Origin of the sequence: Mycobacterium sp. 852013-50091_SCH5140682, assembly GCF_001665685.1 — a bacterium.
Lineage (GTDB): Bacteria > Actinomycetota > Actinomycetes > Mycobacteriales > Mycobacteriaceae > Mycobacterium.
The window spans coordinates 10885-28727 of the sequence record NZ_LZTB01000117.1 but is presented as its reverse complement, the minus strand read 5'-3'; the positions used below and the strand labels follow the sequence as shown (position 1 = coordinate 28727).

The 17843-nt window shown below is 67.0% G+C and carries 15 protein-coding genes; 9 read left to right on the top strand and 6 right to left on the bottom strand.

Going from position 1 to position 17843, the window contains the following annotated elements:
- Positions 1–90 precede the first annotated feature (90 nt).
- Together A5784_RS29360 and A5784_RS29355 are read right to left on the bottom strand one after the other, a co-directional pair.
- Positions 91–1488, bottom strand: a complete 1398-nt coding sequence (locus A5784_RS29360; RefSeq protein WP_064948386.1) for a purine-cytosine permease family protein — start codon at positions 1486–1488, stop codon at positions 91–93.
- Position 1489: 1 nt separating this feature from the next.
- Positions 1490–2656, bottom strand: a complete 1167-nt coding sequence (locus A5784_RS29355) for a serine hydrolase domain-containing protein (protein ID WP_064948385.1) — start codon at positions 2654–2656, stop codon at positions 1490–1492.
- An 85-nt stretch (positions 2657–2741) separates the two neighbouring features.
- Between A5784_RS29355 and A5784_RS29350 the strand changes: the two genes are divergently transcribed.
- From A5784_RS29350 to A5784_RS29335, 4 genes are read left to right on the top strand one after another with little or no spacing between them, the layout of a single operon-like run.
- Positions 2742–3650 carry a LysR family transcriptional regulator gene (locus A5784_RS29350; RefSeq protein WP_064948384.1) on the top strand — a complete coding sequence of 303 codons (909 nt, stop codon included), beginning with the start codon at positions 2742–2744 and terminating at the stop codon, positions 3648–3650.
- Positions 3651–3683: 33 nt separating this feature from the next.
- Positions 3684–4025, top strand: a complete 342-nt coding sequence (locus A5784_RS29345) for an ArsR/SmtB family transcription factor (RefSeq protein ID WP_064948431.1) — start codon at positions 3684–3686, stop codon at positions 4023–4025.
- 3 nt (positions 4026–4028) lie between these two features.
- A complete protein-coding gene (locus tag A5784_RS29340; RefSeq protein WP_064948383.1) occupies positions 4029–4514 on the top strand; it encodes an SRPBCC family protein in 486 nt (161 codons plus the stop codon).
- A 46-nt stretch (positions 4515–4560) separates the two neighbouring features.
- Positions 4561–6030, top strand: coding sequence for an amidase (locus A5784_RS29335; protein ID WP_064948382.1), 1470 nt, complete (start codon positions 4561–4563; stop codon positions 6028–6030).
- A 2-nt stretch (positions 6031–6032) separates the two neighbouring features.
- On the opposite strand, the gene A5784_RS29330 is transcribed toward A5784_RS29335, so the two are convergent.
- The 4 genes from A5784_RS29330 to A5784_RS29315 all read right to left on the bottom strand — a co-directional run bounded on the left by A5784_RS29330 (position 6033) and on the right by A5784_RS29315 (position 10325).
- On the bottom strand, positions 6033–7397 hold the full coding sequence (locus A5784_RS29330; protein WP_064948430.1) for an aldehyde dehydrogenase family protein: 1365 nt from the start codon (positions 7395–7397) through the stop codon (positions 6033–6035).
- A 38-nt stretch (positions 7398–7435) separates the two neighbouring features.
- Positions 7436–8527, bottom strand: coding sequence for a phenazine antibiotic biosynthesis protein (locus tag A5784_RS29325; protein ID WP_064948381.1), 1092 nt, complete (start codon positions 8525–8527; stop codon positions 7436–7438).
- A gap of 62 nt (positions 8528–8589) precedes the next feature.
- Positions 8590–9642: a polyprenyl synthetase family protein gene (locus A5784_RS29320; RefSeq protein WP_064948380.1), complete on the bottom strand. Its 1053-nt coding sequence runs from the start codon at positions 9640–9642 to the stop codon at positions 8590–8592.
- Entirely contained in the window at positions 9639–10325 is a 687-nt protein-coding gene (locus A5784_RS29315; RefSeq protein WP_064948379.1) for a hypothetical protein, read from the bottom strand. Before A5784_RS29315 ends, A5784_RS29320 begins: the two co-directional genes overlap by 4 nt.
- Positions 10326–10404: 79 nt before the next feature.
- Between A5784_RS29315 and A5784_RS29310 the strand changes: the two genes are divergently transcribed.
- From A5784_RS29310 to A5784_RS29290, 5 genes are read left to right on the top strand one after another with little or no spacing between them, the layout of a single operon-like run.
- Positions 10405–11544 (top strand): hypothetical protein, encoded by a 1140-nt coding sequence (locus tag A5784_RS29310; protein WP_064948378.1) that lies wholly within the window; start codon positions 10405–10407, stop codon positions 11542–11544.
- Between the two features lie 8 nt (positions 11545–11552).
- Entirely contained in the window at positions 11553–11810 is a 258-nt protein-coding gene (locus A5784_RS29305; RefSeq protein ID WP_064948377.1) for a hypothetical protein, read from the top strand.
- Positions 11810–12544 (top strand): hypothetical protein, encoded by a 735-nt coding sequence (locus tag A5784_RS38570; protein ID WP_064948376.1) that lies wholly within the window; start codon positions 11810–11812, stop codon positions 12542–12544. The genes A5784_RS29305 and A5784_RS38570 overlap by 1 nt, the downstream gene beginning before the upstream one ends.
- Positions 12541–15744 carry an ATP-binding protein gene (locus A5784_RS29295; RefSeq protein WP_064948375.1) on the top strand — a complete coding sequence of 1068 codons (3204 nt, stop codon included), beginning with the start codon at positions 12541–12543 and terminating at the stop codon, positions 15742–15744. The genes A5784_RS38570 and A5784_RS29295 overlap by 4 nt, the downstream gene beginning before the upstream one ends.
- Positions 15741–17768, top strand: a complete 2028-nt coding sequence (locus tag A5784_RS29290; RefSeq protein WP_064948429.1) for an FAD-dependent oxidoreductase — start codon at positions 15741–15743, stop codon at positions 17766–17768. Before A5784_RS29295 ends, A5784_RS29290 begins: the two co-directional genes overlap by 4 nt.
- Positions 17769–17843 lie beyond the last annotated feature (75 nt).

The window sequence follows — 17843 nt, the reverse complement described above, 5'->3', positions numbered from 1 at the left end:
GAGCGCGGAGCGGGCTCTTGTCGAGAAGTCTAAGAGCGCCGCGACAGGTGCAGGCGCACCAGTTTCGGCGAACCGTGCGCCTGCACCGGACTACGCCTCGACAAGCGTCTCCACGGTTGCGGGCATCCTCTGCGCTGTCAGGCGGGTGTAGGCCAGATAGAGGACGGTGGCCACCACGAGCCCGACGATCCATGAGATGTCGGCTCCACCGAGATGCCCGACGATCGGGCCCACATACAGGCTGCTGTTGATGAAGGGGATCTCGGCGCCGATCGCCACCAGGTAGATCACCAGCGCCGGCCAGTTGACCAAACCGTATTCGCCGCGGGCCTTGAACAGTTCCCCGACGTTGTAATGACCGCGTCGCACAAGGTAGAAGTCCGTGAGGTTGATCGCCGTCCACGGTACGAGCAGATACAGCAGGAACAGGGTGATGTTCTGGACCGTCTCCAGGATGTGCCCACTGGCCAGCAACGTGGCGGCGGTGGCGATCGCGCCGGTGGCCACGATGAAGACCGTGCGTACCAATGCGGTCGACGAACCGTGGCCCTTGACCGAGATCGCGCTGACCGCAGTCAGATACATCCCGTAGGCCCCGTACGCCCCGGCCGGCACAGCACCGATCACGATGGCGAGCAGGATCACCGAACTCAAGCCCGGCACCTGGTTGCTGAGCATTCCGACCGCGTCTTCGCCGACGGCCTCGGCACTGATCGTGGCGGCCATCGCACCGAGGATCATCACCCACGACGCACCGACGGCCGAGCCGAGGTATGTCCACATGAATGTCGTCCGCGAGGGGGTGTCCTCCGGCAGATACCGCGAGTAGTCCGACACATACGGCGCCCAGGTCAGCTGCCAGGAGACGAAAAGCGAGACGGCCAGCAGCACGGTGCCGAACGTCGGTACCGGACCGGCGGGCAGTGTCGCCGGCAGATGATCCGTCAGCGCGAATGTCAGCACCGCGAACAGCACGACCGACACCACACTGACAACACGCGAGGACAGGTGCAGGAGCTTGTAGCCGACGATCGCGATGACCGACGGGACCGCGATCTGGATGACGATCGACCACGTGAGGGAGATATGTGCCCAGTTCGCGAGGGCCTGCCCCGTGATGACGCCACCCTCGATCTGAAACCCCATGTACATCAGCAGCACGAAGACCACCGGCAGCAATGCGCCGAGAAAGCCGAACTGGGCGCGGCTCTGGATCATCTGCGGGACGCCGAGTCGCGGTCCCTGAATCGAGTGATAGGCCATGAAGAGCCCGCCGACCAGATTCCCGACCAGGATCGCCCCGACCGCCCACGGCAGATCGAGCCCGATCGTCACCGCAAGTACCCCGTTGACGAATCCGGTGATCTGAACGTTGCTCGAGAACCAGATGGTGAACAGGTGCCACGGTTTGCCATGGCGCTCGTCGAGTGGGATGTAGTCGATCGAGCGCTGCTCCAGCGCATCGCCGGACGCCGAACCGTGTTCCATGTCAGATCTCCTGCGTTGTTCTGGTTGCGGCTCGGGCGATGGCGGCCAATGCATGCACCGACTCGGGGGTTTCGGCGACCGGAGAATCCTCGGCGGAGAACTTCGCGATGACCACGTCAGCCGACGGATCCAGCCAGAGGTATTGGCCGAAAATTCCTACCCCGTAAAAGCTTTCGTGTGCATCGCCCGGGACCCACCATTGGTTCTTGTACGTGCCGGTATTGGTCGCGTCCGATTCTGATGTGGTGGGGAACCTGCCACCACTGCGGGTTTCGGCGATCCAGCGGGCCGGAATGACGGGCACACCGTCGCGTAGCCCGTCATCGAGGATCAGCCGCCCGAACCGAGCCAGATCTCGCAGGCGCATTCCCATGCCCGCGCAGGCATAAGGTGTGCCGTGGTCATCGACGGTGACGAACGCGTCGGCCTCCGCGCCGATCCGGGACCAGATCTGCTCCGCCATCAGCTCCCGGTATCCACGACCAGCTGCCCGTTCCAGCACCCATGCCAATACATCCGTTGTGCCCGAACAATATTGGAATCCTGCGCCGTGATTTCCGCCACCACGCAACGCGGCCAGAAAGGCGCGGGTGCCCACCACGTCTCCCGGCAGCCGTGGCCGCCAACCGGCAGCCCTGTCGCCCGCGTGCACCGCGGCGGTCGGCGCCAGGTAGGACATGTCGTAGTCCGGCGCAGCCGTCATGTCCAGCAGCTGCTGCACGGTCGCGGCGCCGAACGAGGACCCGTCCAGCTCGGGAACGTAATACCGAACCTGCGCCGCGAGATCGACGTCGCCGGCCGCGACCAGCACTCCGGCAAGCATGCCGCAGAATGACTTTGAGATCGACATGACGATGTGCGTAGTGTCCGCGGAGAAGTCCCCGAAGTAGCGTTCGAAGACGATCTCCTGCCCATTGAGCACGATGACCCCGTCGGTGTGGCTGCGACGCAGATACTCGTCGCCGCTGATCTCGCCGCCCTCTGCCGCCTCGACGGTGACCGTGTCCCAGTCGAGAGGATTTGCGGCAGCGCGCAACTCGCGAACGTTCGGTTCCCCTCGTGCGATCGGGGCACAGCGGACAAGCTGCTCTACCCGGTGCAGCCCCTGACGGTGGCGCGGCGGGCTGAGCCAGTCAGCGAAGGTTGGGGTGGGTTCAACGCGATTCATGCGACTGATCGTTGATCTGCGCCGATGATTCGTCAAAGACCTAATATGCGGTAATAATCATGCCTTTGTCTTATTCTTGCGGGTTGTGGAGCTGCGACACCTGCGGTACTTCCTGGCCGTCTCCGAGTACGGGACCGTCACCGCCGCGGCCGCGCGACTACACGTGGCGCAACCGGCGATCTCCCGGCAACTTCAGCGGCTCGAGCACGATCTCGGAGTGAGTCTCTTTGTCCGCCAAGGCCCCCGCCTCATCCTGACCGACGCCGGCCGGCACATGCTCGACATCGCCGCTGACATCGTGGCGCGCGCCGAGGGCGCGAAGATGGCCGCTCAGCAGATCGCCCAGGGCCATCTGGCCCGGGTGTCGGTGGTCGCCGCAACGACGACGATCGAGTATGTGCTGGCGCCGTTCACCGCGACGTTGGGCGCCGACGACCCGTTCATCTCGGTGGTCGAAGTGCCATCCGACGCCGTGCACGACGCGGTATTCGGCGGTCACGATCTGGGACTGGCCGCCACGGCACCGCCCGCAAGCCGACTCGCGTGGACCCGCCTGACCAGCGTGCCGCTACGGGCCTATGTCGCAGGCGAACACGCATGGGCGCGCCGGCCGACGATTACCCTCGGCGAACTCTGCGGTGCCCCGCTTCTGCTCCCGACCCGGGCCGACCCCACTCGACTCGTCTTCGACGAAGCGATCACCCGGGCCGCACTCCAGTATCGCCGCTACGAAGAAGTCGAGTCGCCGCCGCTGCGGCAAGCCCTGGCCGCCGCCGATCGCGGCGTGGCCGTGGTCACCGACCTGGAACGCTTCGGCGCCCGGCCGTTGCTCATCGTCGACGACGTCGGGGATCCGGTGTTGTTGACGATCCACGCGTGCTGGAATCCGGCGCATTACGCGGCCCGGTCCTTGGCCACGTTCGCAGAGCAGTTGAAGCACTTCTCCGACACCGTGGTTCGAGAAGCCGCGGAACGGATCGGCCCGAGGTCTTGACAACGTACAACCATTTGGTTGTATGTTGTGGTGGTGACCGAGAGCGATGAGGACCGGGCCGACGCCCTGTTCCACGCGCTGTCCGATCGCACGCGGCGCGACATCATGCGTCGGGTGCTGGCCGGGGAGCACTCGGTTTCCACGCTCGCGGCGAAGTACGACATGAGCTTCGCCGCGGTGCAGAAACACGTCGCCGTGCTGGAAAAAGCCGGCCTGCTCACCAAGCGGCGCAGTGGCCGCGAGCAGCTGGCCAACGGCGATGTGGCAGCGGTGCGGTCGGTGGCGTCCATGCTCACCGAGCTCGAACAGGTGTGGCGTGGCCGCATCGCCCGCATCGATGAACTGCTCTCATCCGACCCGATCCAGGAGGACTGAACCATGCCCGTGACCGACGTCAAACACGACCTCGACAACCTGACCCTGACCATCACGGCCGACTTCGCAGCACCGGTGCAGCGCGTCTGGCAGGTCTATGCCGACCCGCGTCAGCTCGAAAAGGTCTGGGGCCCACCGACATACCCGGCCACCGTGGTGGACCACGACCTGACCCCCGGCGGCCGCATGACGTACTACATGACCGGCCCGGAGGGCGACAAGCACGCCGGATACTGGGAGGTCACCGCCGTGGACGAGCCGAAGAGCTTCTCCTTCATCGACGGATTCGCCGACCTGGACTTCAACCCGAACCCCGACATGCCGGTGTCGACCAACGTCTACACCTTCTCCGAACATGACGGCGGCACCCGCGCGGTCTATGTGGGCACCTTCGCCTCCGCAGAGGCGCTTCAGCAGGTGCTCGACATGGGTGTGGTCGAAGGCGCGACGCTGGCGATCAATCAGATCGACGAGCTACTCGCTTCCTGACAGTGGAACGTCACCACGCTAGGCCGGTGCGGTATACGTTCGTACCGTGGACTTCGACGAGTACCGAGCGCATGACGCCACTGGCCTGGCGAAACTGGTTGCAGATAACCAGGTTTCAGCGTCCGAGTTACTCGACGTGGCCCGCGAACGGGCCGCTGCGGTCAACCCGCGGATCAATGCGATCGTGCGCGATGTCCCAGCATCCCCGCCGGAAGATCTCAGCGGGCCGTTCGCCGGCGTCCCGTTCCTGATCAAGGACCTCGGTCAGGACTACGCGGGGATACCGACCTCGGCCGGGTCGCGTGCGCTGATGTCGCGGCCCGCTGCCGAGCACGCCACTGTCGTGCAGCGCTGGATCGACGCGGGCCTGGTCATCTTCGGCAAGACCAACACACCCGAGTTCGGCGCGAAAGGGATCACCGAGCCGGTCGCGTGGGGTCCGGCGCGCAACCCGTGGGATATGACGCGGACGCCCGGTGGTTCGTCGGGCGGGTCGGCGGCGGCTGTCGCCGCTGGGATCGTGCCCTGCGCGGGAGCCAATGACGGCGGCGGATCGATCCGGATCCCGGCGGCATCCTGTGGACTTGTCGGCCTCAAACCCGGCCGGGGTCTGGTGCCGTCGGGACCCGAAAGCGCGGAGTCCATGCACGGTGCGGCCGTGCAGGGGGTCGTCAGCCGCACGGTGCGAGACACCGCGGCGATGCTCGACATCCTCAGCGGCGGTGAACCGTGGGGACCGTACTCCCCTGCCGTACCCACGGAGTCGTTCGCCTCATGCGTTGGAGCGGACCCCGGGGAGCTGCGGATCGGGGTGCGGGTACCGAGCGCGATCAATCCGGCGCCGCACCCCGAGGCGGCCGCGGCGGTGGCGGCGACTATCGGTGCGCTCACCGAGCTCGGCCACCATGTCGAGGAGCTCCCACAAGCCCCCTTCGACGACGCCGCGCTGGCCCGAGACTTCCTGCTCACCTGGTTCGTCTACGCCGCTTGGGAACTCGCCGAGGCCAAGCGGCTCACGGGGGCGGGCGACGACTTGTTCGAACGCGACACCTTGATCATGGCCGCTCTGGGCCGGGCCACCAGCAGCGTCGACTACGTGGATGCCGTGCAGCGACGCCATGAGCACACGCGCCGACTCAGCACCTTCTTCGAGTCCTACGACCTGCTGCTGACGCCGACGTTGGCGGCGCCGCCGCCGAGGATCGGTGAGTTCGACCTGCCCGCGGTGGTGCAACACGCCGCAGATGCTCTGATCAAGACCCGCACCGCAAGTCTGTTGCGCTACACCAAGATTGTCGACGACATGGTGGACAAGAACCTCGGCTGGGTGCCGTACACCCAATTGGCGAACATCACCGGCAGGCCCGCGATCTCGTTACCGCTGCACTGGACCGCTGATGGTTTACCGCTCGGCGTCCAGTTCGTCGCGCCGCTGGCCGGCGAATCACTATTGCTCAAGCTGGCGTCCCAGCTCGAGCAGCAGCTGCCGTGGACGGATCGGGTCGCCCCGCTCTGATGTCAGTCGCGGATCATGCCCTTGGTCCGCATCAAGAAGTCGGCGAGGAAGCCATCGTGCGGAATGCCCGCAGCGGTGTGCGACGTGAGATGGTTGCCTGCATAGACGTTGGCCACGGTCGGCTCGGCCAGCAGCGCATCGATCAGGCCGTCGTCGGTGGTGACCGCGTTGACGACCAGGGACTGCCGCAGCGGAGCCATGCCGTCGCCGCGGCACCATGGTGCGATCCACACACTGGGGAACGCCAGCTCGGTGTTGAGCATGTCGACGTCCGGGCGCTCGAGCAGGTGCACCGCGGGACGCAGGGCGGCCGAGCCGTCGCCCAGATCCGCGACCACCTGATCGGCACCCAGAAGTGGTTCTGCACCATGGGATTTGGCGGCGAGATATTCGGCGATGCGACGCGCCGAGGTCAGCCGTTGGGTCGGCAGGATCGCCCGTTCGTCGGATGCCGGCAGCGGCTCGATCGTCGCGAGCCGCGCGGCTATCGCCTCGGCGAGCGCGCGAGGATCCCCCTCGTACAGCACGGCGGTGGCATTGGTGCACGCCATCCCGCCCTGCCCGCTGATCGACTCGACGATCACGTCGAGGTATGCACGCCAATCCATTTCGGCGGTGATGAGGATCTTGGTGCGGCCCGGGCCATTCGTCAGCACGGTCGGGTCGCGCGTGTACTTGTCGACGACGTCCTGCCCGCCATACACGACAGCCAGATCGGCCGCGTCGACGATCTCGGCCGCACCGGCGTGGTCGGTGGGCAGGTAAACGGCATCTTCGGGCCGAAAACCAGCCTGCCGCAAGGCATTGATCAGGCGATGTCCGGTGAAGGGCTCGCGCCGCGATGGGCGAACGGCCGCGTGGAAGCCGAGCGCCAGGGCCTGCGTCCACGATCCGTGCACGCCCGGACTGTTTCCCGACGCGTGTACGGCCAGCACGTCTCCGCGCCGCGCCCACACCGCGGTTCCCGACCGGCTGCGCTCGTCGCGCCAGTCGAGGACGGCGCCGACCGGGCGGGCCGGCGTCACCGCATCCACGGCGCCTCGCACAGCTTCGGCGACACCGCGGGCGCTAGTGCGCGCGACCGTGACCGGCAGCCCCGCCACCCGACTCACCATCGCGACGTACTCGTCGAAATCGAGGCCGCCGATCACCGCCGTCTCGAAAATGTCGGCGGCGTCGGCCAACGCGCTCTCCCGCCGAGCCATCGGCAACGGCGCCGCCTGACGCTGCGCCCGCACGGTGCGGCTGACGTACAGCGGCGGCACGATGCTCAACTCGGCCACCATGGCGCCTGTCATGTCGGTGATCACCTCGCGGTTGCGCGTACGATACTCACCGCTCGGGCCCAGAGCGTCGAGGTAAAGCACTGGGCTGCTTGCCTTTTCGAGGTTGTCCGACGCCACGTTCAATAGACGCCCTCGATGGCGGGCTCGCCTTCGAACGTGGCGACGGGTGCGACCTCGCTGACCGAATCACCGATCTGGCCCGCCGGCCCGGGCATTCGGATGGCGGTGTCGCGTTCGAGATTGTTCGGAATGAACGTGCCCTTGCTGATGTGGTTCATCACCACCTGACCGCGCCGGCCGTACGGCACCCGCTCCCCCGTGTCGGGATCGATGACCCAGAACACGACGTACGGGGTGCGCGGGTCGAAGACGAACGCATCCCCGTCGACCCGCGTCGTGGCCTGCGACAGGATCATCGTGCTGCCGAAGGCCATGGCGAAAGCCGTCTCCGGGAAGATGTCGCGGAGCAGGTCGAGGGTGTCCAGGTCGACATGCGCGCCGCTGAGGAGCACAAAGCGGATCTTCCTGTTGACCAGATCCACCAACGCGTCGTCGCGGGCGATCGCCTCGAGCAGCGGTGGGCTGGTGTGCAGGTTCGCCACATTCTGGGTCTGCAGGATGAAGACAGCCTGCTCCAGGAGGTGTCCGACATACGCTGAGGCCTCCCCCGCGGCGCCCCGCGCGATGATCTTCTTCACCCATCGCGGGTCCATGTCGACGGGGAAGAACACCGAACCCAGCCGCTCGCTCACCGCCCGCGAGAAGTGGCCTACCCCGTGCGGCCCGCCGGGCATCAGGAACAGCAGACCCGAGCCGGCCACGAACCCACCCGTAGTGAAGTCCTCGATCTGCCATCGGGTGACCTGCTCGACCCAATCAGGTAGTTGTGCGGTGCGTTTGGGTGCACCGGTGGTGCCGCCCGACTCGAACACCTTGGGCACCGGCGGCGGCGAGCCATAGCCGCGCGGGATGAGGTCCTCGATCGGCGCGTTTCGCAGTTCGTTGACGAGATTCGGGAACAACCGCAGGTCGTCGAACCCACGCACGTCGGTCAAAGGGTCGAAGTGCAGGCTCTGCGCAGTGCGCAGCCAGAACGGCGAGCCGGTGTCGGCCCCGAAGTGCCAGGCGATCGCGGCGCGCAGATAGGCCTCGGGATCGGGTGGTGGCTCAGGGCGGGGGACATCCAACAGCGAGAAATCAATCTCGGCCATACCGCAATCCTGGCGCAGGGACTGCGCAGGCGCAGCCGATCGGGTGGCGAGTCAGTGAACTCTCAGCGCCACCTGGCCCAGACATACGGCACGAGGGCACGTAGGAAGTCCAGGTCGGGCCCCGGTTGAGCATCGGCGAACGCCTGCTCGAAGTACTCCTCGGCCACCAGCAGGATGCCTTCGGCGAATTCGGTGGTGAACGCGATGCTGCCGTAGTGGTCCATCATGGCGCGCACGGTGCGGACCATCTCGGGCGAGCGTTGCGGGCGCGACAGACTCAAGAACTGCCGCACCAAGGTCTTGTCGGCGTCGTCGGCCACGCTGAGCAGGTGAACCAGCGGCAAGGTGCGCTTGCCCTCGTAGAGATCGCCGAGGATCTCCTTGCCGTACGTCTCCTCATCCCCGACGAGGTTGAGCAGGTCGTCGCGAATCTGGAACGCCGCTCCGAAGTGAAAGCCGAAGCGCACCAGCGGACCCAGCTCGACGGTGCCCCCGCTGCCCACGATCGCCCCGACCCGCAGCGGATGAATCGTGGTGTACCAGCAGGTTTTGTGCATGATGAGGTTCAGGTAGTCCTCGGGGACCAGGTTGTCGACGGAGTCCAGCCGCCAGCCCACTTCGGTCGCTTGACCTTCCAATGTGCGCATGGCCATCGTGTCGAACTCGGCCCAGATCAGGTCGGCCAGGTCGCGGTCCAGGCGTCGCACGGCCTTTCGCAGTACCTGCCCGGCCACCACGGCCAGGCCGTCGCCGGCGTTGAGCGCTGCCGCGACGCCGTAGGCCGCCGACAACGTCGGCCTGCCCCGGCGCATCTCGCTGCCGTCGGCGATATCGTCGTGCACCAGGAAAGCGTTGTGCAGCAATTCGATTGCCACCGCCAGGCCGAGCAGATCATCGGCGTCGGCGCCGAACGCACGCCCAGCCGAGATGCACAGCGCGGGCCGCAGCGCCTTGCCGGGGCGCGCCGGATACTCCCGCATCGGCGTGTAAAGCCACTGTGCGGGTTCACCTTCGGGTAAGGCATCGAGCATCGACCGCCGCACCAGTTTGCCCACACGGCGCAGTCGGTCCTCGACAACGGCTATCAACTCGTCGCGGTCGGTCGCGCTGCTCATGGCGCGCTGGGGGTCACTGTCAGCGCTATCGGCAGCCAGACATCAGGATGTCCGTCGGCAAGCAGCGTTCCGCGGTAGCACCCGGCCGTGGCGCCGTCGGGTACGTCGATTTCCATCGTCACCCCGCGGCTGCAGCGCGCGACCATCGGCACGGTTGCCGGGGTGAAGCGCACGCCGGCCGCGGGTATCGCCGACCCGTCGTGCGCCAGCAGATCGCTGCACCGCAGCACCACGCTACCGAGGTCATCGGTTCCGCCGTTGTGCAGCCACACTTCGGTGCACACGGATCCGGCCTCGGCCGCCTCGAGCAGAAGCTGGCCCTTGGCACGTGAATTCACCAAGTCGAGCGTCGCGGTGTCCGATGGCGCGGCGGCCGCCGAGCGCAGCGATCCGACTACTTGGCCGAGCATCTTCTGCCATGCCGCGAGGACCTGGTCTACGTCGGGCAGCGCGGGTTGCTCGCGTGATTGCGTTGCCTCCGTATGTGTTTCGGTGCTGTCGGCAGCCGGCGGCGGGGCGGTGGGCCTGCTCATCCGGACGAACCGGTCGACGATGCTGGACGCTGCGCGAAAGCCTCGGGCTTGTATCTCACCGAGCGCGCGTATGTTGACCGCCGGGTCGAATGCCGCCGCCCAGGGGATGTCGGACAGGGTGCCCTCGCCCTGCGGCCCGCCGTTGCTCATGTGGTCGTTCCCTCGTGATTCGGCCAAATTGACACCTGTTACGCGTATGCTAAGTCCGCATTCGACCGGAGGGCCGCTGATGTCGAAACTTCAATCGCAGCTTGCCCTCTTCGGAGCTATCGACCAAGAAGTTGTCAACGCAAAGAAACGCCTGCGCGCCGGAGCCACCGGACGGGACGCCGATACCGACTCGGCCGTCATCGACATGGTCGGACGGTTCCTCCCCGGTTCGGCAGGGTTCGGCCAGTCCGGCTGGTACCAGGAGCTGCAAGTTCTCGTCCAGACCCAGGCCACCCATTCGTCTGACAGCGAGGGGTTCACCTTCCCCGACCTGCGCACCGCCATCGACGACCTCGCGGAACAACACGACGACGAGGAGACCGACGACCGCGACCCGGTCCTGGCCAGGGCCACCTACGCAGCCGTCGTCCTCGACAAGATCTACCGCCTCATCGGGCCAACCGACGGTATCTCGCCGCTGACCGTCCTGGACCGCACGTTGGCCGGTTGGACGGATCAACCGATCGGCGACCTCACGTTCCAACTGGAATCACAGATCGACGAGATCAACAGCCGTGACGACTGGGTCATGCGCGCCGAGATGTTCGTCGGCAGCCCGTTCGCGCGGGCGTCGAAGCCCTGTTTCGGCGCGCTCCGCAAGGTGGACGGAAAATACTGCGCGTACATCACCACCGACGACACCGCCGACGATCTCACCGTGGCTGACGTCGCCAAGATCGTCGACCCCATCAACTGGCACAACTGCTGCAGCTTCTTCTGCGAGATGCAAAACCAGAACCCTCAGTTCAGCGACGGCTGGAGCAGGCTCGTCGAACGGATCAGCGGCGAGTGCAACAAGTACTACCTCGACACAGCCCTGATCTTCTGGAAACAGCAGCTGCCCGACGGTTCCCTCTACATCAACTACGACCTGGACAGCGACCGCAAGCACGACAGCATGTACGTCGAGGTCGACAGCGGGTACATCTGGGTTTCCCCGTTGCAGCCCAACGGTGTTCGGATCCGCACCTCGAAGTTGGAACGCGTCAACGGGTTGAGCCCCACCGCGACCGCCGCGCTGGCCTGCCTGATGGGCTGGGGCACCGTCGCGTCGGAGATGCTCGGCGGGACGGCGCGCACACACATGCAGAACCCCAACCAGCCGCCGGCGATGCTGCCGTTGCTGCTGTCCCCCGACAACTCCTCCGCCTACCAATAGGAGGCCACATGAACCCGGAAAAGGCCAAGCTGCCACCTAATTTCGCCGACACCGTCAACGACACGGCGATGCTCACCAAGGACGCCATCGACCGCGCCGCCGGTGTCCTGGGCGACGCCGTCAAACGGTGGATGGATGGGCTGGCCCGCTCAGATGTCGATGCCGTCACCCGCAACGTCGGAACCCAGCTCAACGAGTTCTGGCTGAAGGTGTACGACACCGCCGAGGACAACGTGACTCCGCCGCCTGCCGGAGGCGGTGTGTGATGGACGATCCGAACGATATCGCCGCGGCCTTCGCAGCCACCGCCGACGACATCGTCGAGCAAGCGCGCGCGGAGGCGGTTGGCGCATTCAGCAAGATCAACGATCCCGCTCCGAACGCACCGGCGTACACCGCCGGGGACGCCCTCAAGACCATGGGCGCCCTGGCCAAGATCGCGCTCACCGGCAGCATCGAGATGGCCCAGACGGCGCTGGACGTCCGCCCCAACAACGGGGTGCTGATCCTGGCGGACTACGTCAGCACCGTGCTGAATCAAGGTGTGCAGCAGGCCGCAGACGTCGCCAAGGACGCAGCCACGCTGATCGACCAGAACAAGTACGACAAGGACCAGTGGGTGGAGTCGGCGATCAAGCTGACCACCATCGCGTATCTGCGCGGTTCGGAGATCTTCCAGACGGTGGCCGCCGGGCCGGCTCAATTCGCCGACCCCGTCGTCAAAGAAACCTTCACGCTGGCACCCGGCGACGTCGACGCCACCAAGGACCGCACGCTGACGTTGACCACGCTGCAGCTCGGCGGACCGACCACCACCAAACCGGTCGCCGGTTACCGCGTCAGTTTCGAGCCCACCAACGCCGTGCTTCCCGCCGGGACCGATCAGTTCACGCTCGTCGTGAACGGCGCCAACCTGGCCAGTGGCCTCTACGTCGGCAAGGTGGAGCTGACGGGCGGGTCCGGCGCCGACGTCACGGTGGACGTGGCAATCAACCTGTGAGCCAAGACGACCCGACCGGCGTTGACGAGTTGCTCGACCGCGCCCTAAAAGCCGCCGCCGAAGGAGACCGCGCGACCGCGCAGCTACTCGCCGGGCAGGTCCTGGCCGTGGACCGCGACAACGCCGACGCCGAGCACCTGCTGACCGCGCCCGAGGGTTCCGGCGAAATCCGCCGTCTGACAATCGCTTTCGTCGACCTCGTCGACTCGACAGAACTGTCGACGCGGATCGAACCCGAAACCTACCGGGCGCTGGTGGGCCGCTACCGCGACGACGTGCTACGCATCGTGAGGGCCTACGGAGGGCACGTCGGTTCGACGAAGGGCGACGGGTTGCTGGCGCTGTTCGGCCACCCCGACGCTCACGAGGACGACGTGGTGCGCGCGGTGCAGGCCGGCCTCGACATCACCCGCGAGGTGGCGGCACTCAGCGCGCGGGTCCGCCGCCGGCTTGGCTTCGACATCTCCGTGCGGGTGGGTGTCCACCGCGGCGTCGTCTACCTCGACCGGGACCAGGACGACGTCTACGGGCTGGCGGCCAACCTCGCCGCGCGGATCAACAGCATCGCCGCGCCGGGCACCGTCGCGGTGTCCGACACGATCGAACCGCTGATCGCCGACCGATTCGAGCTGACGCCGAATCCACCACAGCACGTGAAGGGCGTAGCCGACCAGGTCAACTCCTATCGCGTCGACGCCGAACGCGAGGTGGCCCACCCGACCACGGGACCGCTCGTCGGTCGCGGCACCGAAACCGAGTTCCTGCAACGCAGCTGGCAGGCCGCGCGGTACGGCACCTTGGCCACGCCCGCCGTGGCGCTGATCGGCGACGCCGGAATCGGCAAGAGCCGGCTCGCGTGGTCGGCGGTGGCGCTGGCCGAGCAGTCCGACGCGGCGGTCCTGCAGCTGCACGGTTCGCCGTTTCACACCGATGTCGGACTGCGGCCGATTCGCCGTCTACTGGAACGGCGCTGCGGCATCGGCACCGGATCCGATGCCGCACAGCGCTTGTCGCTGCTCACCGACGAGATCACCGCGCATGGCCTTGACCCCGTGACGATGGTGCCACTGCTCGCGCCGATCCTGGGGATCGAGCCCACCGCCGGATATCAGCCGGTGACCTCGGAGGGTCGGCGGCTCTTCGAACAGATCGAGAACGCGGTCCGGCGGTACCTGCTCGCCTGCCTGCGCGGCGATGAGCCGGCGCTGCTGTTGGCCGAGGATCTGCACTGGTTCGACGAGGACACCGCCGAGGTCGTGGCGTCGCTGGTGCGCGAAGACCTCGGTGGCCGCGTCCTGATCGTCATGACCAGCCGCCACCCGGTGACTGCCGATCCGTCGCGCACACAGAGCTTCGAGCTGCGGCCACTCTCCGGCGACGAGGCCGACGAACTCATCGTCGCGCTGTTCCCCGCCGCGAGCGACGAGGACCGCGCGGCGGTACGACGCCGCTGCGACGGCGTACCGCTCTACATCGAAGAAGTGGTCGCCAAACTGCGGGCCCAGCCGGGTGATCGGTTCAGCTCGGCGGGTGTACCCGACACGCTGTACGAGGCGTTGTTCGCGCGGCTTCAGTCCAGCACGGATGCGCTCCCGGTAGTCGAAGCCGCGGCCATCATCGGCAGCCGCGTCGAGCGCGCGGTGCTGGCCTCGGTCGTCGACCTCGATGCGGCCGCGTTGGACTCCGTCATCGCCGAACTGCGCGACGCCCGGGTGCTCGAGGAGTTGGGCCCCGACAGCTGGCGCTTCCGCCACGAACTGCTCCGCGAGTTGGCCGCCGAAATATCGCCGCCCAGCTCACAACGCCGCCTGCACAGCCGCATCGCCGACACGCTCATCTCCACGGCGGCCGTCGGCAACCCGGACTGGCCGCTGATCGCCCGGCATTACGAACGTGCGGAGCGCTTCGCCGAGGCCGCGGGCAGCTATTCGCAGGCCGCGGCCAATGCCCGGCAGCGTGGCGCGCTGCGAGAAGCGCTGACCTACCTGACCTACGCCGTCTCCGCTGCCGAGCGGTCAGCGCCGGGACCCGACCATGACCGCCTCGAGATCGGTTTGCGGCTGGGCCGGGCCCTGCTCGCCCAAGCCGCCGAGGGGGTGTTCAGCGCCAACGCCGCCGCGGACTTCGAACGGTGTCTCGCGTTGTGCAGCAGCGACTTACAGGATGACGACCTGCTGTCGACGGTGATGTCGCTGTACCCGTACTACACGATGAAGGCCGACATCGCGCGTGCGCAGCGACTCGTGGAATCCATCCGCGGCAGCCTGACCGGTCCACGTGAAGCGTTCCTGCCGGTCAACGACTTCGCGTTCGGCATGCTCGCCTGGTACCGCGGCGAATTCGATGCGGCGCGCACCCAAATGGAACTGGCTGCCGCGGCGTTGACGCCCGCGGGCACCCGCGCGCTGGACGCGCTGCTGTTCATGCCCAACGACCCTGCCGCAGGCCTGTACACCCATCTGGCGTTGACCCGATGCTTCGACGGCGACCTTGCCGGGGTGGAGGCCGAACTGAGCCGGGCCGAAAACCGTTGTGCTGAACTGCCGTTCCCCAAGGGTGCGTTCAGCCTGGCGTACACCCGCCAGATCGAGGTGTTGATCCGCATCGAAGCCGGTGATCTGCAGCGAGCAGCCACGGTCGCTGTCGATCTCGCGACCATCGGTGAAGCCCACGGCTTCGATTCCTGGGCGTTGGTCGGTCAGGCGCAGTTCGCCACGGTCGGTGCACTCAGCGCGCTGGCCACCTATGACGGTGACCCCGCGGTGTTGGCACCGCACATCGAGATGCTGACCTCGTTCGTGGAAGGCTGGCGGGCCGTGGGCGTCATCGCGCTGATCACGTTCTACGACGCGATTCTGGCGCGGTTGCTGGTGGCGGCGGGTGAGCCCGATCGCGCCCGCTCCCGTCTGCAGACCGGGCTTGCTCTCGCCGCCTCCACCGGCATGCAGTTCTACGATGCGGAGCTGCTGCGCCTCGGTGCGTCGACCAGCGCCGACCCCGAGCAGCGTCGTCGCGATCTGGAATCAGCCATCGACACCGCACGCTCCCAAGACGCCCGGATCTTCGAATTACGTGCTGCCCTGGACTATTTCGCGCTGGACCCGGCCGCGGCCCGGGACCTGCTCACCACGGCGCTGGGTCACTTCCCCGCCGATAATGCGTGGCCGGACGTGACGCGCGCGCGGACGATGCTCGGGTGAGGCGGCCGGGAGGCAAGATCGCCATCCTGGGCGGCGGCGTCGCGGGGCTCAGTGCTGCCTGGCGGTTGAGTGAGCCGGGCTGGCAGAACCGGTTCGACTCGATCACGGTGTATCAGCGCGGCTGGCGGCTGGGCGGCAAAGGGGCGTCCAGCCGTGGCGTGCACGGCCGCATCGAGGAACACGGCCTGCACGTGTGGCTGGGCTCCTACGAGAACGCTTTCGGGTTGCTGCGCGAGTGCTACGCCGAACTCGACAGGGATGCAACCGATCCCACCGCGCCGATCCGCACGTGGCGTGATGCGCTGATTCCGGCAGACAATCCGGCGCTGGCCGAGGAGTGGGGCGGCGGCTGGCAGCTGTGGTTCGGCACCCATCCGGTGACTCCAGGGCTGCCCGGCGACCCGCAGGGCGCCGGACGGGAGGTCAGCGCCGCCGCCTTCGTCACCCAGGCACTGCAATTGGCCATGGCGTTCGTCGAGTCTTTGCGCGAAGCCGGGCCCGGCGCGCTGGTGCTCTCCCCCTCGTCGCAGCGTCCTGGGGCGTCGTCTTTGGGCCTGGCGAACGTGGTGGCCCGAGCCCTGACGGCGGCCACATTGGCAGTGGCCGACCGCGACCTGCGTCCGGATTCGGCTGTCGCCGTGCTCAGTCCAGCGCTCGAGGCGATCGGCGATTCGATCGACCGGGAGAACCGCTTGGACCATCGGCGGCTGTGGGTGCTGCTGTCGTTGGTCACGGCAGTGGTGCGCGGGATCCTCGCCGATCACCTGATCACCCATCCGAACGGGTTCCGCGCGATCAACGACGAGGAGTTCGGCGATTGGGTGGTGCGCCACGGCGGACATCCCGACGCGCTGCGCTCACCTCTGGTGCGCGGCTTGTACGACTTGGTGTTCGGCTATCGCGACGCCGATCCCGACCAGCCGGCCGTTGCGGCGGGGGTGATGACGTTCCTGCTCGGCCAGGTTCTCTTCGGCTACAAGGGATCTCTCTTCTGGAAGATGACAGCCGGGATGGGCGACGTCGTCATCGCCCCGCTGTATCAAGCCCTGCGGCGGCGCGGCGTGGTGTTCGAGTTCTTCCACCGCCTCGACGCGCTGCACCTCGATGCGCGCCGCCAGCATGTGGAGGCGATCACGATGGGCCGCCAAGTCGCCCTCGCCGACGGTGTGGAGCACTATGACCCGCTGATCACCGTCCGCGGCCTACCGGTGTTCCCGGCAGAGCCGCGCGCCGAGCAACTCATCGGTGCAGGCCGCCACGACCTCGAGTCCCACTTCGGGACTCGCGACGACGCCGAGAAACGGGTGCTGCGCCGCGGCGTCGACTTCGACCACGCTGTGCTCGCGGTATCGCTGGGCATGGTGCCGACGGTGGCCGACGAGCTGCTCCGCGACCGCGTCGAGTGGCGTGAGATGACCGCTCATGTCCGCACCGTCGCCACCCAAGGGATGCAGCTGTGGCTGCGGCCCGACGAGAAGACGCTGGGCTGGGAGCGTCCCGGCGCCACGGTGACCGCCTACCGGCGTCCCTTCGAGACGTTCGCTTCGATGTCGCACACCCTGTGGGCCGAGGACTGGCCCGCCGCCGACCGGCCCCGCTCGGTCGCGTACTTCTGCGGCAGCCTTCCTGCGCCATGGCCGTGTGGTGACTCTTCGTGCGACCCAGACTCTTTGGTGAAGCAGGCTCACTCCGATGCCACCGACTTCGTCGACCGCCACCTCGGCGTCTACTTCCCCCACGCGGTACACGACGGTCGGTTTGCGCGGGATCTGGTCGCGGCCCAGCACCTCAGCGTGAACATCGATCCGTCAGACCGCTACGTGCAGTCGGTGACGGGCTCGGACAAATACCGGCTGCGCCCCGACGAAAGCGGCTACGACAATCTCGTATTGGCCGGCGACTGGACCGACACCGGCATCAACGCGGGATGCATCGAGGCCGCGGTCGTTTCGGGACTGCAAGCGGCCAATGCGGTCGCCGGGCGCGGGCGCTATCACCGTGTCCGGGGGTACTACATGCCGTGAGGGGACGCCTAATTTTCTAATGGCTCAGCACTAGTTTGGGCGGGATTTTCATCCTGTGCGCAGCGATCTGAATTC

Bases quoted from the DNA above. Each gene is read 5' to 3' on its own strand.
- A5784_RS29315 (WP_064948379.1), bottom strand. From the start codon at position 10,325: ATGAGCAACGGCGGGCCGCAGGGCGAGGGCACCCTGTCCGACATCCCC.
- A5784_RS29355 (WP_064948385.1), bottom strand. From the start codon at position 2,656: ATGAATCGCGTTGAACCCACCCCAACCTTCGCTGACTGGCTCAGCCCG.
- A5784_RS29320 (WP_064948380.1), bottom strand. From the start codon at position 9,642: ATGAGCAGCGCGACCGACCGCGACGAGTTGATAGCCGTTGTCGAGGAC.
- A5784_RS29325 (WP_064948381.1), bottom strand. From the start codon at position 8,527: ATGGCCGAGATTGATTTCTCGCTGTTGGATGTCCCCCGCCCTGAGCCA.
- A5784_RS29340 (WP_064948383.1), top strand. From the start codon at position 4,029: ATGCCCGTGACCGACGTCAAACACGACCTCGACAACCTGACCCTGACC.
- A5784_RS38570 (WP_064948376.1), top strand. From the start codon at position 11,810: ATGGACGATCCGAACGATATCGCCGCGGCCTTCGCAGCCACCGCCGAC.
- A5784_RS29310 (WP_064948378.1), top strand. From the start codon at position 10,405: ATGTCGAAACTTCAATCGCAGCTTGCCCTCTTCGGAGCTATCGACCAA.
- A5784_RS29305 (WP_064948377.1), top strand. From the start codon at position 11,553: ATGAACCCGGAAAAGGCCAAGCTGCCACCTAATTTCGCCGACACCGTC.
- A5784_RS29360 (WP_064948386.1), bottom strand. From the start codon at position 1,488: ATGGAACACGGTTCGGCGTCCGGCGATGCGCTGGAGCAGCGCTCGATC.